The sequence below is a fragment of the Nonomuraea sp. NPDC050404 genome, from assembly GCF_040655495.1.
Classification (GTDB): domain Bacteria; phylum Actinomycetota; class Actinomycetes; order Streptosporangiales; family Streptosporangiaceae; genus Nonomuraea.
In genome coordinates this window covers 21,164-36,495 of the sequence record NZ_JBFAKB010000010.1, presented here as the reverse complement: position 1 = coordinate 36,495, position 15,332 = coordinate 21,164, and the positions used below count along the sequence as shown (strand labels likewise).

Here is a 15,332-nt window from a genome sequence, read left to right as displayed (position 1 = left end):
GGTCATGCGTGGACGGATCGGTACGGCAGGGCTCCTGGTGATCGCGCTCGCTGCGTGCGGCGGTGGCGACGGTTCGGCCGGCGCGGAGCCGACCGGCGGCAAGGCCGCACCGCCCGCGCGCACGCACGCCTCCGCGCAGCCCTCCGCCTCCGAGCAGAGCCCGGTTCAACGGGTGCTGGCCGGGATGAGCGTGGAGGAGAAGGTCGGCCAGCTCTTCATGCCCGTCCTGTACGGCACCGCCGCCGACACCGTCTCGGGCGAGAACCAGGCGAGGTACGCCGCCCAGACCCCGGCCAAGGTGATCGCCAAATACCATCTGGGCGGCGTGATCCTGTTCCCCCACAACGTCAGGAGCACCGGCCAGGTCGTCGGCCTCACCAACGGCCTGCAGCGGGCCGCCAAGGACGTTCCGCTGCTGATCGGCACCGATCAGGAGAACGGCCTGGTGTCCAGGATGTCCGCCCTCATGACCAAGTTCCCCGGCGCGGGGGAGATCGGGGCGACCGGGGACACCGGCCTGTCGCGGGAGGTGGCCGAGGCGACCGGCGCGGAGTTGCACGCGCTCGGCGTCAACCTCGACTTCGCCCCCGTCGCCGACGTGAACGTCAACCCGCGCAACCCCGTGATCGGCCGCCGGGCCTTCGGTGACGACCCGAAGAAGGTGGCCGGGATGGTCGCCGCGGCGGTCAAGGGTTTCGACGACGCGAAGGTCGCCGCCGCCGCCAAGCACTTCCCCGGGCACGGCGACACGAACGTGGACAGCCACACCGGGCTGCCGGTGATCAAGCACACGAAGTCGCAGTGGGAGCGCATCGACGCGCCGCCGTTCAAGGCCGCGATCGCGGCGGGCGTGGACGTGGTGATGAGCGCCCACCTCGTCTTTCCCAAGCTCGACTCCTCGGGCGACCCGGCGACGTTGTCCAAGCCGATCCTGACCGGGCTGCTGCGCGACAAGCTCGGGTTCAAGGGCGTGGTCTCGACTGACGCGCTCAACATGGACGGGGTGCGCAAGAAGTACAACGACGGGGAGATCTCGGTGCGGGCCGTGCTGGCCGGGGTCGATCTGCTGCTCATGCCGAACGATCTGCCCAGGGCGTACAAGGCGGTGCTGGCGGCGGTGAAGTCGGGGCGGATCTCGCGGCAGCGGCTCGACCAGTCGGTCACCCGGCTGCTGACGCTCAAGCAGAAGCGGGGGCTGCTGACCAAGGCGCCCGTGGCCTCGGCGGAGCGGGCGGCCGAGGTGCTGCGCTCATCCGAGCACCGCAGGCTGGCCGCCCGCGTGGGCGATTAGTGCGAGCCGCGCAGCCCGCTGCCGATGTACATCGCGGCGAGCATGGCGAACAGGAACGCCTGCAGGAACTGGATGAACATCTCGAACCCGGTGATCAGGATCGTCATGGCCACGCCGAGCACGCCCAGGCCCGCGCCGAGCGGTGAGAGCTGCTCGAACAGGAACCAGAAGCCCACGGAGCTGAAGAACGCCACGAGCAGGTGGCCCGCGAACATGTTCGCGAACAACCGGATGAAGTGGGTGAACAGGGAGGTGACGAACACCTCCAGGAGGATCATCGGGGCGTAGGAGCCGTACGCCCAGCCGGGCAGGCCCTCCAGGTACACCACGCCCCGCAGGTAGCCGCGCACGCCGTGGTGGCGCACGCCGAGGTAGATCTTGAGAAGGTACACGGAGATCGCCAGCACGGCCGGGAAGCCGATGTACGCGGCGAGGGGGAACTGGATGAACGGGACGACGCCCATCAGGTTCCAGACGAGCACGGTCAGGAAGATCGTCAGGAGCAGGCCCATCCAGCGGTCGGAGTCCTTGCCGAGGTTGGGCCTGGCGATGTGGTCGCGTACGAAGTCGTAGGCGTACTCGCCGATGCTCTGCCAGCCCCGTGGCACGATCTTCGGTTTGGCGAACGCCGCCCAGCACAGCGCGATCACGATGATCGAGCTGAGCGCGGCGATGAGGGTCGGTTTGGAGAACCATTCCGGCCCGCCCGGAATGAGAGGGGCGAATTCGAAGAGTTCCCGGCCCGGAGCGGTCCACTCTTCAGGGGAGGTGATCAGGATCGTCGTCCTCACGGCGGTCCCTTCTGGGTAGCGACTTTCGCTGGAATGACACCTTAACGGGATATTTCGGGCAACCCTTTTTGGAGGGTTATATCCGCGTATAAGCAGACGGGGTCGCTGTAAAAGGCATTTCCGGGACGCTCTACCCTAGAACGATGGTTATGGGTGTGCTCATCGACTGGGGCGGGGTGCTGACCAGCAGCCTCTCGGACTCCATCGCGCGGTGGATCGCGGCGGACAGGATCGACGCCGGTCGCTACTACACCGTCATGCGCGAGCTGATCGACCACGCCTACCGCGACGGTGACGGCGAAGGGGAGAACGCGGTCCACGCCCTGGAGCGGGGCGAGATCGACGGCGCCACCTTCGAGCGCGACCTGGCCGCCAGGCTGGTGACCGTGGACGGGCTGCCGCCGGTGGCGGACGGGCTGCTGGAGCGCATGTTCGCGGGCTTCGAGCGGGTTGACGCCATGTACGACATGCTGCGTGACGTACGCGGCAACGGCGTGAAGACCTGCCTGCTGTCCAACTCCTGGTCCCACACCTACCCGCGGGACGGCTGGGACGAGATCTTCGACGAGGTCGTGATCTCCGGCGAGGTCGGCATGCGCAAGCCGGAGCCGCGCATCTTCCACCACGCGCTCGACCGGATCGGGCTCGCCGGGCAGGAGTGCGTCTTCATCGACGACATCGAGGCCAACATCGTGGCCGCCCGCGCGCTGGGCATCGCCGGGATCCACCACCGCGACGCGGCGACGACCATCGCCGAGCTTGAGACCCTGCTCCGTCTCACTCTGCGCAAATAGGCCAGTGAATAGGCCATGGCCACGGCTCTGACCAGGCACTATTAGCAGTGCCCTGGCACGTGATCTGAAAGGTTCGTCATGCGCGTCTATCTGCCGTGCACCCTCGCGGCCCTGGCCGCGGCGGTCGAGGCCGGAGAGCTGGGCCCGGCCCCGCTGACCGGCTACGCGGTGACCCCGGCACTCACCGAGTGGTACGCCTCGGGGGACACCGAGGAGCTCGAATACGTCGCGCTCACCGAGGCGGCCCGCGCCTCGCTGCGCCTGCTGGCCGCCGAGCGCGCGAACGGCCAGAGCCCCGCGCCCCGGCGCGTGGTCGTCGCGGCCGAGGTGCCCGACGGCTCCGCCGCGACCGGCGCCGACCTGGAGGAACGCGCACGGGTACGGCTCGCCGCGCCGATCCCCATGGCCAAGGTGGCCGCGGTGCACATCGACGACGGCTACGCGGTCTCCGACATCGAGGCCGCCGTCGCCGCGCTGCCCGCCTCGGAGGACGGCGACGACGACGCCCGCTTCACGGTGGACGGGGCCGAGGCGCACGAGCTCATGTGGTACGCGACCCAGGAGATTCCCGACCTGCTCGGCTCCTAGGGGTACGGCCGCGGCCCCCAGTTCATCGCATTGTCACACCCGCCGATTAGGCTGGGAACAACATGACAAAGCACATTATCTGGGACTGGAACGGCACACTTTTTCACGACCTTGACGCTGTGGTCGGTGCCACGAACGAGATCTTCAAGCCGTACGAGCTGCCCGAGGTGACCCTCGACGGATTCCGCGCCGTCTACACCCGGCCCGTCTGGCTCGCCTACGAGCGCATGCTCGGCCGCCCGCTCAACGACGGCGAGTGGCAACTGCTCGACGACGGCTTCCACGAGCACTACTTCCGGCTGTGCGACGTGTGCGAGCTGGCCACGGGCGCCGAGGTCGTGCTGCGGAGCTGGACGGGCAGCCAGTCGCTCTGCTCGATGGCGCCGCACCACCACCTGGTGCCGAAGGTCGACTCGTTCGGCATCACCCGGCACTTCACCAGGATCGACGGCCTGGTCGGCGCGCTGGGCGGCGAGAAGGCCACGCACATGACCGCGCACATCGAGGCAATCGGCGTTGATCCCGGTGAAATTCTGGTGATCGGCGACAGCGTGGACGACGGGCTGGCGGCCAAGCACGTGGGGGCCAGGGCGGTGCTCTACACCGGCGGGATGACCACCAGGGCCGAGCTGGAGGAGACCGGGCTGCCGGTGGTGGACCGGCTCGTGGACGCACTCGACTACGCCTGAGCATGCGCGAGATGCGCCTGGGCATGCGCGAGATGCGCCTGGGCATGCGCGAGATGCGCCTGGGCATGCGCGAGATGCGCCTGGGCATGCTTAAATCGCTCAGGCGGGAGCCCTGACTGCGGCGACGGCCGTACTCTTACGCGGGGATCTCTCAGGAGGCAGCCATCAACCGCCTTGTGCTCTGGAACGTCGATCTGACCCTGGTCGACGTCGCCATCGTGACCAGAGACGCCTACGCCGAGGCGTTCCGCTTCGTGACCGGGCGTCCCCTGGTCAAGCTCGTGCCCCCGCTGGGCCGTCCTGACTCCGAGATCGTCTTCGAGACGCTCGCCGTCAACGGCGTCGTGGCCGAGAACGACGACCTGCCCAGGTTCCTGGCCGCGCTGGCCACGGCCTTCGCCGACCGGCGCGGGCGGCTGGCCAAGGAGGGCCGGATGATGCAGGGGGCCAAGGACGCGCTGAAGTCCGTGGCCCGGGTGGACGGCGTGGTGCAGACGGTGCTGACCGGGACGATCAAGAGCAACGCCGTGCACAAGCTGAAGGCGTTCGGGCTGGACAAGTATGTCGATTTCGAGCTCGGCGGCTATGGCGAGGAGGTCTACCCCAAGGCGACGTTGCTGCAGGTCGCGCAGTCGCGGGCCAAGCAGCGGCTGGGCACGCCGTTCACCGCGGCCAACACGGTGGTGATCGGGGACTCCACGCGGGACGCGCAGGCCGCGAAGATCGGCGGGGCCGCGATGATCGGGGTCGCCTCGGGGCGGTCGATGGCCTCCGAACTGCGCGAGGCCGGGGCCGACCTGGTGCTGCCGGACCTGTCCGACGCCGCCGAGGTGGTGGCGGCGGTGGTGAAACTGACCACGCCGCTGGATGAGAAGGTCGGCTACTAGGGACGGTGGTGGCGGGGGCCGACGGTCATGGGCGGGTCATGGCGGGGGCCGCGTTGAGGAAGCGGGCCGCGATCGGGGCGGCCACGGCCGAGCCCGCGCCGCCGCCCTCCACGATGACCGAGAACGCCAGGTCCCCCTTGTAGCCGATGAACCAGGAGTGCGCGGGCGGTTCCTTGCCCGAGCCGTACTCCGCCGTGCCGGTCTTGCCCGCCGTGCCGGACGGGAAGTTCACGCCCTGCGCGCTGCCGTCGGTGACGACGGCGGGCATGAGGCTGCGCAGCGCCTTGACCACGCCCTCCTCCAACCGGCGCGGCTCGGCGGGCTGCGCGCCGGGGATGTGCTCGCCGGTGACCAGCCGGGGCGGGAGGTAGAAGCCGGAGGCGATGGCGGCGGCGACCGAGGCCATGTTCAGCGGGCTCGCCAGCACCCTGCCCTGCCCGATCGCGGCGGAGGCCAGGTCGGTGTCGTCCTTGGGGTCGGGGAACTCGGCGCGCACGGCCGGCACCCCGGGCGTGATCGGGCTGCCGAAGCCGAAGCTCCCCGCCACCTCGCCGAGCCGGCCGCCGTTCAGCTCCGCCACGCTCATCTCCCCGAACGTGGTGTTGCACGAATGCGCGAACGCGTTCCTGAACGACAGCGTGCCGTAGTCCTTGAAGCCCGCGTTGTGGAACGGGAAACCGCCGATGTTCTTCTCCGCCGGGCACGAGACCTGCCGGTCCGGCTGCACGCCGTCCGCGACCAGCGCGGAGGCCGTCACGACCTTGAACGTCGAACCCGGCGGGTACTTGCCGAGCAGCGCCCTGTTGAACCCGCCCGGCGCGTTGACCACGGCCAGGACCTCCCCGGTCGAGGCCCGCATCGCCACCAGCGAGACCGGCTTCTCCACACCCTTGAGCGCCTTGGCCCCCGCCGCGTGCACCTCCAGGTCGAGGGTGGTCTGGATGGGCTTCAGCCCTCCGCCCTTCGCGACGGTCTCGACGACCTCGTCGCCCTGGAACAGGTCGATCCTCGACCGCCGCACCTCCTCGAACCGGTCGGGGAGGGACTGCTTCATGCCCTCGATGAGTTGCTGCACCGAACCGGGAGAGCTCGGGGCGTTGAGCTCCGAGCCGTCGGCGGCCAGCACCCCCAGGTGCTCCGCCTGTCCCTGGACCACCCGCAACGACCGGCCCTCCTTGTTCAGGAGAGGGTGCAGCGTGGCGGGCGTCCAGGCCACCTTCCACGCGCCGCCGTGTTCGACGAGCCGGAGCCGTCCGCCGTACTCCAGGTCGCGCGGCCCGCGCAGCTTGGCGCTGAAGCCCAGGTAGCCGTCGTCGTCCGGCCCGGTGTCGGCGAAGACCCCGCTGGCGCGGGGGATGGAGAAGGCGGCCTCCGTGATCTTGAGGTCGGACAGGAAACGGCGGTTGCGGTCGTCGAAGTCGGCCGGCGGGTCGGCGACCAGCGCTCGCATCGCCGCGTAGTCCTGGTCGGACCAGGCGGCGAGGTACTGCTCGGCCGTCTCCTCCGGCGAGCCCGCCGTACGCGTCGCCCAGACGACGCCGCCCGCCGCGACGGCCGGGACCAGCAACGCCGCCACGACCCAGGGCCACCGTCTGCGGCGGCGCCTGCCATAGATTCTCCCCGTTTGTGGTGCCATGGCGCAGATGACAGCAGATGCGAAGTATTGGTGTCCAATACTGATATCAGCTCCGGTTAGATAAGATTTCGGATATATTTCCTGGTCATGGACCTCGTCCGGCATCTGCGCTACTTCGTCGTGGTCGCGGAGGAACTGCACTTCGGCAACGCGGCGATCCGGCTCGGCATGGCCCAGCCGCCGCTCAGCCAGCGCATCAAGCGCCTGGAGGAGGAGCTCGGCGTGCGGCTGTTCGACCGCTCCGCCCGCCAGGTCCGGCTGACCGAGGAGGGGCGGCTGCTGCTGGGCGAAGCCCGCGAGATCGTGGCCAGGGTGGAGCGGTTGCGCGAGCTGGCCAGGCAGGGCCAGGGCACGGTGCTGCGGGTGGGCGTGCCGCCCGACCTGGCCGCCACGGTGCTCGCCGCCCTGGTCGCCGCCTTCCGCGAGAGCAGCCCGGACGTACGGCTCGCGCCCGCCGAGATCTGGACGGCCGACCAGGTGTCGGCCCTGGCCGAGGGAGCCATCGACGTCGGGCTGGTCCGCCATCCGGTCACCGCGCCCGGCCTGCGCTACGGGCAGATGCTGGTGCAGCCGCAGGGCGTGCTGCTGGCCGAGGCGGACCCGCTGACGGACGTGGGCGAGGTGCACCTGGCCGACCTGGCGGGCCGCGAACTGCTGGTGCCGCCCAAAGAGGGTGAGCCGGGTTGGCACGCGGAAGTGCTGGCCGAGTGCCGCAGCCACGGCTTCGTCCCGGCGCAGGTGCACGAGGGCGCCGGGCTCGGACTGGTGCTGGCGGGGGCGGCGGTGGCGTTCGGGCCGAAGGTGGAGCAGCCGGGGCTCGCCTGGCGGCCGCTGCTAGGCTCGCCGATCGCGAGCCGGGTGTCCACGGCCTGGCGCGCGGTGACGGCCGCGGGGACCGAGTACGCGGCCGTGGCCGTGAGCACGTTGAAGGAGAGCGCCGGGATGAGCGACGAGGGCGCGGTGCCCGTGCGGCGGGTCAGCCGCAGGCCGGGGATGCTGGCATGAGCGCACGGGACGGCGGTACGAGCGGTATGAGCGTGCCCGCCTTCGAGAGCCTGTTCTCCGCGGCCGGAGTCACCGGCTGGTTGTACGCGGTCGACGTCGACACCGGCCACGAGGTCGGCCACGGCGCCGACGAGCCGCTGGCCACGGCCTCGATGTACAAGGTGCCGCTGCTGGCGGCGTTCTGCCGGCAGGCCGACGCCGGACTGCTCGACCCCGCGGAGAGGGTCACGGTGACGCGCGCCGACCACTCGACCGGGCCGACGGGGATCTCCGTGATGCTCGACGACGTGACGATCTCGCTGCGCGACCTGGCGTACCTGATGATCGCCGTGAGCGACAACACCTCGGCCGACAAGCTCCTGGCGCGGGTGGGGTTCGACGCGGTCAACGACATGCTCGCGGAGTTCGGCCTCGAACAGACCCGTGTCGTACAGAACTCGGGGGAGATGAACGCCAGTATGGGCCGCGACACCGGGCACGCGTGGCCGTTCGTGGATCCCGACGACATCGCCAGGCTGAGCGCGCTGGACCCCGCGCGGGCCAATCGCAGCACCCCGCGCGAGATGGCGAGGCTGTTCGGGATGATCTGGCGGGACGAGGCGGCCTCCCCGGATTCGTGCGCCTGGATGCGCGGCGTGCTCAACATGCAGGTGTGGCCGCACCGGCTGGCCTCGGGATTCCCGTACGACGACGTGGCCGTCAGCGGCAAGACCGGCACGCTGCCGACCCTGCGCTGCGAGTCGGGCGTGGTCGAGTACCCCGACGGCGGACGCTACGCGGTGTCGGTCTTCAACCGCTCCTTCGGCACCGCGCTCAACCAGCCGCGCGCCGACGCCGTGATCGGCACGGCCGCGCGTATGGCGGTGGACCACCTACGGAGGTAGCAAGTTATGGGGCGGGCCGGGTAGTACAGGCACTCCAACGGGCGACAGGATGGGGCCTATGGTTGCTGAGGGCGAGCTTCTCTGGGAGCCGAGCGAAGAGATCGTCGAGTCCGCCAGGCTGACCCACTACCTGCGGTGGCTGGGCCGCCCGGGTGACTACGAGCAGGCGTGGCGCTGGTCGGTCGATGATCCCGCCGGGTTCTGGTCGTCGATCTGGGACTACTTCGAGGTGATCGGCGACAAGGGCGGCGGGCCCGTGCTCTCGGGGACGATGCCCGAGGTCACCTGGTTCGACGGCGCCTCGATCAACTACGCCGAGAACGCGCTGCGCCGTACGGAGGGCACCGCCGTGGTGTTCGTCTCCGAGGACGGCGGTCGGCAGGAGCTGACCTGGGCCGAGTTGCGCGCGGAGGTGGCCAGGGTGCGGGCCGGGCTGGTCCGGCTCGGCGTGGGGCGCGGCGACCGGGTGGCCGCCTACCTGCCCAACATCCCGCAGGCGCTGATCGCCTGCCTGGCCACCGCCTCGCTGGGGGCCATCTGGTCGGCGGGCTCGCCCGACTTCGGGGTGCCGAGCATCGTCGACCGGTTCAGGCAGATCGAGCCCAAGGTGCTCATCGCGGTGGACGGCTACCTCTACAACGGCAAGAGCTACGACCGTTCCGCCGCGGTCAACGAGATCGCCGCGGCGCTGCCCTCGCTGCGGGCGACCGTGTGGATCCCGTACCTGGCGGCGGCCGAGGAGGGCCGGGCGCCGCAGCAGGCCGAGCCGGCGCCGGGCCACGCCGGGCAGGTGCCGCACGGCGAGGTGATCGGCTGGGAGGGGCTGCGGGCCGAGGAGGGGCCGCTGGAGTTCGAGCGGGTGCCGTTCGACCATCCGCTGTGGATCCTCTACTCCAGCGGCACGACCGGGCTGCCCAAGCCGATCGTGCACGGGCACGGCGGCGTGGTGCTGGAGCATCTCAAGTCGCTCGCCTTCCACCAGGACCTGGGTGAGGGCGAGGTGTTCTTCTGGTACACCACCACGGGCTGGATGATGTGGAACTACCTCATCGGCGCGCTGCTGGTGGGGGCCACGCCCGTGTTGTACGACGGCTCGGCCACCTACCCTTCGCCGGTCGCGCTGTGGCGGATCGCCGACTCGGAGGACGTGACCTACTTCGGGGTCGGGGCGCCGTACATCATGGCCTCGCTGAAGGCCGGGGTCCATCCCGAGGGCCTGGAGCGGCTGCGCGGGGTGGGCTCGACCGGGTCGCCGCTGCCGCCCGAGGGGTTCGCCTGGGTGGCCGCCGAGCTGCCGGGCGTGCCGGTCGGGTCGTTCTCCGGCGGCACCGACGTGTGCACGGGCTTCGTCGGGGCCACCATGTTGCACCCGATCAGGGCGGGCATCATCCCGTGCCGGTCGCTGGGGGCGAAGGTGGAGTCGTACGACCCGCTGGGCAAGCCGGTCATCGGCGAGGTGGGCGAGCTGGTGGTGACCCGGCCGATGCCGTCGATGCCGGTGATGTTCTGGAACGACCCGGCGGGCGAGCGTTACGCGGAGAGCTACTTCGACGTCTACCCGGGCGTGTGGCGGCACGGTGACTGGATCAAGGTCAACGAGGACGGGAGCTGCGTGATCTACGGCCGCTCCGACTCCACGCTCAACCGGGGCGGCGTGCGGATGGGCACCAGCGAGTTCTACCGGGTGGTCGAGCGCTTCGAGGAGATCGCCGACAGCCTGGTGATCGACACCGGGCAACTCGGGCAGGAGGGCCGGCTGCTCCTGTACGTGACGCTCGCCGAGGGCGCCGAGCTGACCGAGCCGCTGGAGCGGGCGCTCGCCGATGCGCTGCGCAGGGAGTTGTCGCCGCGGCACGTGCCGAACGAGATCCGCGTCGTGCCGGGCATTCCGCGTACGTTGTCGGGCAAGAAGCTCGAAGTCCCCGTACGCAAGATCCTGCTCGGCACGCCCGTCGAGCAGGCCGCGAATCCGGACGCCATGGCCAACCCCGAGGTCCTGCGCTACTTCACGGAAGGATCATGATTTTTCCGCGGATGTCGCCGGATTCGGCTCTTCTGTGGATCTGAGCGAGTTCGGACAGCGGGTGTGACTCCGCCACCTCGACCTTCAGCCTGCCCTCGTCGATCAGGGCCGCGAGGTGGGCCAGCTGGCCGGGGTCGTAGCGCATCACGAAGTGGGTGCCGCCCTCGATGGGAGTGGCGATGGAGACCGACGTCCGCGCCGGCTTCGCGGGCCCTTCCCACGGGGCCAGGTTGAGCAGCACGTCGTGGTCGCGGGGCAGCGGGGTCGTGGTGTAGTCGATCACCTCGTCGGCGCCGAGCCGCCGGACCGCGGCGGCGCTGCGCGGGCTCGCGGTGGCGGTCACGTGCGCGCCGGCCAGCTTGGCGAGCTGGACGGCGAACAGACCCACGCCGCCGCCCGCGCCGTTGATCAGCACGCGCTGTCCCGGGGTGACGCGGGCGTGTTCGTGCACGGCCTGCCAGGCGGTGAGCCCGGCCACCGGGACGGCGGCGGCGTCGGCCAGCGGCACGTTCTTGGGTGCTGCGGCCAGGACGCTCGCCGGGGCCGCGACGTACCCGGCCGCCGCGCCGCCCACCAGGCCGAACACCCGGTCGCCAGGGATCAGCCCGGTGACGTCCGCGCCGACCTCGACCACTGTGCCGGAGACGTCCCAGCCGAGGGTGTGTGGCAGCTCCGCCCGGAACACTTCGGGCAGCAGCCCGGAGCGCAGGCCGACCTCCGAGGGGTTGAACGAGGTGGCGGCCACCTCGACGAGCACCTCGCCCGGCCCCGGCCCGGGCGTGGCCACCTCGTCGATTCTGATCACCGACGTGTCCCCGAACTCGTGAATGCGCGCCGCCCGCATCATGGAGGCCGCGCGGGACCCGCCGCCGGGATCGGACGCTCGCCCGACGGCGTGGGGGACGTCGGCGGGCCCGGCCGCTCGCCGGACGGCGCTGAAGGTTTCGGCGTGCTCTTCGGCCCACTCCCGGAACGAGGTCGCCGGTGTCTTCGTGACCTCCTCGACCGTCTTCGTGACCGGCGCGGGCTCCTCCACCAGCGCCGCCTGGGCCCGCAGCACCTCCTCCACCGCGCCCGGCGGCCAGCCCTCTGCCAGCATGGCGGCGCGGGCACGGGCGGGCGAAAGCTCCTCCCAGCGCGCCGGGATCCCGGTGACCTCGGAGATCACGCGTACCTGGTCGGCCTGGGAAAGGGTCTCGGGGCCCGTCAGGGAGTAGGCCGCGCCGTGGTGGCCCGCGTCCAGCAACGCCCGCACCGCCACGGCCGCGACGTCCCGCTCGTGCACCACCGGCATGCCCGCCGCCCCGTACGCCCCGCGTACCACCCCCGCCCTGACCTGCCGCGCCCACCGCGACGCGTTGGCCGCGAAGGCGTGCGGGCGCAGGAACGTCCACTCCCCGGCCGTCTCCTCGATCAGCCGCTCCACCTCGCGCTCGTGCCCGCGCCGCGCGGCGGAGGACAGGTAGACCACCCGCAGCCCGGCCAGGGCCCGCAGCACGTCGGACGCGCCCCGCGAGGTGGCGAACGGCCACACCAGCAACACCGACGTCACCCCGTCCAGCGACGGCAGCGACCCCGGGTCCCGCAGGTCGCCCGTGCCGCTGCTCAGGCCGGTGACCTCGGCCCCCGCCTCCCGCAGCAGCGCCGTCGCGTGCCGTCCCACCGTGCCGGTCGCCCCGCTGACCAGAATCCGTGCCATTCCCGCTCTCCTCTCGTCGGGTGAAACCGTAGGAGGAGCCGGCGAGATGGCCAATGCGGTTCAGTCTCCGATTAATACGTCAACGTCTTCGGGGCTAGAGTTCCGCTGTGGACGTGCTCAGCGATGTGATCGCCATCATGCGGACCGGGGAGCCCCGTTCGGCCCGCGTCGAGTGGCGTGCCCCGTGGGGGCAGCAGTTCCCCTCGGCCCCGGGGTCGGCCGGGTTCCAGGTGATCCTTCAGGGGACGAGTTGGTTGTTGCCTCCGACGGGGCCGCCCGTCCCGCTGTCGGCGGGCGACGTGCTGTTCTTCCCGCACGGGCACGGTTACGCCATGGCCGACAGCCCGTCCACCCCGGTGGCCGAGCCGCAGTGCGACCCCGCCGAGATCGGCGACCTGTTCGTGTCCGACTCGATCGCGGGCACGGGGCCGGCCACGGTGTTGTTGTGCGGCGGATACCGGCTGGATCCGGCCCGCACCCATCCGCTCCTGCGGGACCTGCCCGAGGTGATCCACCTGCCGGCCGGTCCGGGGCTGCCCGCCGAACTGCGGGCCGCGGTGGATCTCCTGGGAGCCGAGGTGCACCGGCCGAAGCTGGGCGCGGGCTCGGTCGTGCTGGCCCTGCTGGACATGTTGTTGCTGTTCATCCTGCGGGCCTGGTTCACGGCCGAGCACGGGCGCTGCGAGGTCACCGGCTGGGCGGCGGCCCTGGCCGATCCGGACGTCAGCGCGGCACTCGACGCCATGCACCGCGACCCGGCCCACCCGTGGAGCGTGGCCGAGCTGGGGGCGCGGGCGGGGTTGTCGCGGGCGGCGTTCGCGCGCCGGTTCGCCGCGCTGGTGGGGCAGCCGCCGCTGGCGTACCTGACCTGGTGGCGGCTCTCGACCGCGGGGCGGTTGTTGCGGGAGACGGACGCGCCGTTGAGCCGGATCGCCGGTCAGGTGGGTTACGGGTCGGAGTACGCCTTCGCCAACGCCTTCAAGCGCGAGTACGGCCTCGCGCCCGGCAAGTACCGCCGCGCCGCCTCCGCACCGCCGCAGGCGTAGATCAGCCCCGCTCGCCGGGCACGACCAGGCCCGACTCGTACGCGGTGACCACGGCCTGGGTCCTGTCGCGCAGGCCGAGCTTGCTCAGCACCCGGCTCACATGCGTCTTGACCGTCTCCTCCGTGACCACCAGGCGGGCGGCGATCTCCAGGTTGGACAGGCCCTCGGCGACCAGCCGCAGCACCTGAGTCTCGCGCGGGGTGAGCCCGGACAGCCCGGCCGGCCTGGGCCTGGGGCTCAGCCGGGAGAACTCGCCGATGAGGCGGCGGGTGACGGCCGGGGCCAGCAGCGCCTCCCCGGCGGCGATCACGCGGACCGCGTCGAAAAGGCGCTCGGCGGTGACGTCCTTGAGCAGGAAGCCGCTGGCACCGGCGCGCAGGGCGTCGTAGACGTACTCGTCGAGGTCGAACGTGGTCAGGATGAGCACCCGCGGCCCCTGCGGGCCCGCCAGCAGCCTGGTGGCCTCGATGCCGCCCATGCCCGGCATGCGTACGTCCATCAGCACGACATCGGGGGACGACTCACGGCAGATCCGGACCGCCTCGGCCCCGTCGGCGGCGGTGCCGGCGACCTCGAAGTCGGGCTGGGTGTCGAGCAGTTCGGCGAACCCGGTGCGCACGACCAGATGGTCGTCGGCGATGACGACGCGGATCATGAGGCGGCTGCGTCCTTCCCCGTGGAGGTGGTGTCCTTGCCGGGCAGCCGGGCCTCGACCAGGAAGCCGCCGCCGGGCGCGGGTCCCGTGCGCAGCTCGCCGCCGACCGCCGCCGCGCGCTCACGCATGCCCGACAGCCCGTGCCCGCCGCCGGCCCCGGCCGGTCCAGGACCGGTGTCGCGGACGCGGAGGAGCAGGTCGTCGCCGGTGTAGTCCAGCTCCACGTCCACCGCCGCCCCCGGCGCGTGCCGCCGCGCGTTGGTGAGCGCCTCCTGCACGATCCGGTACGCCGCCAGCTCCACCCCGGGATCCAGCTCCACCGGCGCGCCCCGCAGGATCAGCCGCGTACCGCTGCCGGACGCCTCCCGTGACTCGTCGAGCAGCTCGTTCAGCTCCTCCAGGCGCAGGCCAGGTTGTGGCCGCCAGGTCGTCTCCGTCTCGGCGTCCTCGCGCAACACGCCGAGCAGCCGCCGCATCTCGGTCAGCGCCGACCTGGCGGTGTCGCCGATCGCCAGCAGCCGCTCCGCCCCCGCCTCCGGCATGCCCGGCACGGCGAGCCTGGCGGTCTCGGCCTGCACGGCGACCATGGAGATGTGGTGAGCCACCACGTCGTGCAGCTCACGGGCGATGCGGGCGCGCTCGCCCCGGGCGGTGTGCTCCAGCAGGCTGTCGGCGATGACCTGCCGGGCGGCGGTGTCGGCCCTGGCCTGCCGGCGGGCGCGGCGGGCGATCCCGGCCAGCGCCGCCGCCGGGGCCAGGCAGGCGAGCAGCAACGTGAGCGCGTACACGGACTGGCCGGGCCCGCTCGCCGGCCGCATCGCCAGCGCGAGCACCGGGAACGGCACGGCGGCGAGCACGGCCCGCCACGGCGGCCCGCCGAACCGGTAGCCCGCGATGAGCTGCGCGAGCAGCCCGGCGACGGTGAAGCTGTGGAAGGCGCCGATCGACAGGAGGCTCGCCCCCGAGATCAGCACCCCGGCCGTGGCCGCCTGCTTCCACAGCAGGGCGAGCGGCAGCGTGGTGGCCAGCGCGAGCAGCGGGAGGACCAGCAGATGCCGGGAGGCCGGCTCGGGAACGCCGGTGTCGATCGGCAGGCCCGGGACCCCTGGGTCCCGGAAGGGTGCCGTCACGGCCTCGGTCTGGGAGAACGTGAAGCCCGGCAGCGGCCCGGCCTGCGCGATCGACTCGATCACGGCGAGCACCGCCAGCAGCAGACCGAACACGAGCGGCGTGTACGGCGCGGAGGCGATCCGCCGCGCTGAGCCGGCCCGGGCCGAGAGCCCGCCGGCGGCCGGTGCCCGGGCGGCACGCGTCTGGTGCCGGTCGTACGCTCGCTCCACGAAA

At 71.6% G+C, this 15,332-nt stretch carries 14 protein-coding genes; 9 read left to right on the top strand and 5 right to left on the bottom strand.

Annotated elements, in window-relative coordinates; translation table 11 throughout:
* Positions 1-4: 4 nt before the first annotated feature.
* On the top strand, positions 5-1,291 hold the full coding sequence (locus AB0I81_RS27220; RefSeq protein WP_360661892.1) for a glycoside hydrolase family 3 protein: 1,287 nt from the start codon (positions 5-7) through the stop codon (positions 1,289-1,291).
* Here AB0I81_RS27220 and AB0I81_RS27215 read toward each other — a convergent pair.
* The gene (locus tag AB0I81_RS27215; RefSeq protein WP_360661889.1) at positions 1,288-2,082 is read right to left on the bottom strand and encodes a F0F1 ATP synthase subunit A; all 795 of its coding nucleotides are present in this window, start codon (positions 2,080-2,082) and stop codon (positions 1,288-1,290) included. The genes AB0I81_RS27220 and AB0I81_RS27215 overlap by 4 nt on opposite strands.
* A gap of 143 nt (positions 2,083-2,225) precedes the next feature.
* Here AB0I81_RS27215 and AB0I81_RS27210 point away from each other — a divergent pair, with 143 nt between their 5' ends.
* The 4 genes from AB0I81_RS27210 to AB0I81_RS27195 all read left to right on the top strand — a co-directional run bounded on the left by AB0I81_RS27210 (position 2,226) and on the right by AB0I81_RS27195 (position 5,040).
* The gene (locus tag AB0I81_RS27210; protein WP_360661886.1) at positions 2,226-2,876 is read left to right on the top strand and encodes an HAD family phosphatase; all 651 of its coding nucleotides are present in this window, start codon (positions 2,226-2,228) and stop codon (positions 2,874-2,876) included.
* A 78-nt stretch (positions 2,877-2,954) separates the two neighbouring features.
* Positions 2,955-3,464, top strand: a complete 510-nt coding sequence (locus AB0I81_RS27205) for a hypothetical protein (RefSeq protein WP_360661884.1) — start codon at positions 2,955-2,957, stop codon at positions 3,462-3,464.
* A 62-nt stretch (positions 3,465-3,526) separates the two neighbouring features.
* Positions 3,527-4,153: an HAD hydrolase-like protein gene (locus AB0I81_RS27200; protein ID WP_360661881.1), complete on the top strand. Its 627-nt coding sequence runs from the start codon at positions 3,527-3,529 to the stop codon at positions 4,151-4,153.
* A gap of 176 nt (positions 4,154-4,329) precedes the next feature.
* Positions 4,330-5,040, top strand: a complete 711-nt coding sequence (locus AB0I81_RS27195; RefSeq protein WP_360661878.1) for a haloacid dehalogenase-like hydrolase — start codon at positions 4,330-4,332, stop codon at positions 5,038-5,040.
* Positions 5,041-5,065: 25 nt separating this feature from the next.
* On the opposite strand, the gene AB0I81_RS27190 is transcribed toward AB0I81_RS27195, so the two are convergent.
* Positions 5,066-6,616 (bottom strand): penicillin-binding transpeptidase domain-containing protein, encoded by a 1,551-nt coding sequence (locus AB0I81_RS27190; RefSeq protein WP_360661875.1) that lies wholly within the window; start codon positions 6,614-6,616, stop codon positions 5,066-5,068.
* A gap of 147 nt (positions 6,617-6,763) precedes the next feature.
* Between AB0I81_RS27190 and AB0I81_RS27185 the strand changes: the two genes are divergently transcribed.
* From AB0I81_RS27185 to AB0I81_RS27175, 3 genes are read left to right on the top strand one after another with little or no spacing between them, the layout of a single operon-like run.
* Positions 6,764-7,681 (top strand): LysR substrate-binding domain-containing protein, encoded by a 918-nt coding sequence (locus AB0I81_RS27185; RefSeq protein WP_360661872.1) that lies wholly within the window; start codon positions 6,764-6,766, stop codon positions 7,679-7,681.
* Entirely contained in the window at positions 7,678-8,565 is an 888-nt protein-coding gene (locus AB0I81_RS27180) for a serine hydrolase (RefSeq protein ID WP_360661869.1), read from the top strand. Before AB0I81_RS27185 ends, AB0I81_RS27180 begins: the two co-directional genes overlap by 4 nt.
* Positions 8,566-8,623: 58 nt before the next feature.
* Complete coding sequence (locus AB0I81_RS27175; RefSeq protein ID WP_360661866.1) at positions 8,624-10,588, top strand: acetoacetate--CoA ligase; 1,965 nt, start codon at positions 8,624-8,626, stop codon at positions 10,586-10,588.
* On the opposite strand, the gene AB0I81_RS27170 is transcribed toward AB0I81_RS27175, so the two are convergent.
* Entirely contained in the window at positions 10,572-12,287 is a 1,716-nt protein-coding gene (locus AB0I81_RS27170; protein WP_360661864.1) for a zinc-binding dehydrogenase, read from the bottom strand. The genes AB0I81_RS27175 and AB0I81_RS27170 overlap by 17 nt on opposite strands.
* A gap of 107 nt (positions 12,288-12,394) precedes the next feature.
* On the opposite strand from AB0I81_RS27170, the gene AB0I81_RS27165 reads away from it, so the two are divergent.
* Positions 12,395-13,333 (top strand): AraC family transcriptional regulator, encoded by a 939-nt coding sequence (locus AB0I81_RS27165; RefSeq protein ID WP_360661861.1) that lies wholly within the window; start codon positions 12,395-12,397, stop codon positions 13,331-13,333.
* A gap of 1 nt (position 13,334) precedes the next feature.
* Here AB0I81_RS27165 and AB0I81_RS27160 read toward each other — a convergent pair whose 3' ends face one another.
* Both AB0I81_RS27160 and AB0I81_RS27155 read right to left on the bottom strand, forming a co-directional pair.
* A complete protein-coding gene (locus AB0I81_RS27160; protein WP_360661858.1) occupies positions 13,335-13,988 on the bottom strand; it encodes a response regulator transcription factor in 654 nt (217 codons plus the stop codon).
* Entirely contained in the window at positions 13,985-15,328 is a 1,344-nt protein-coding gene (locus tag AB0I81_RS27155) for a sensor histidine kinase (protein WP_360661855.1), read from the bottom strand. The genes AB0I81_RS27160 and AB0I81_RS27155 overlap by 4 nt, the downstream gene beginning before the upstream one ends.
* Positions 15,329-15,332 lie beyond the last annotated feature (4 nt).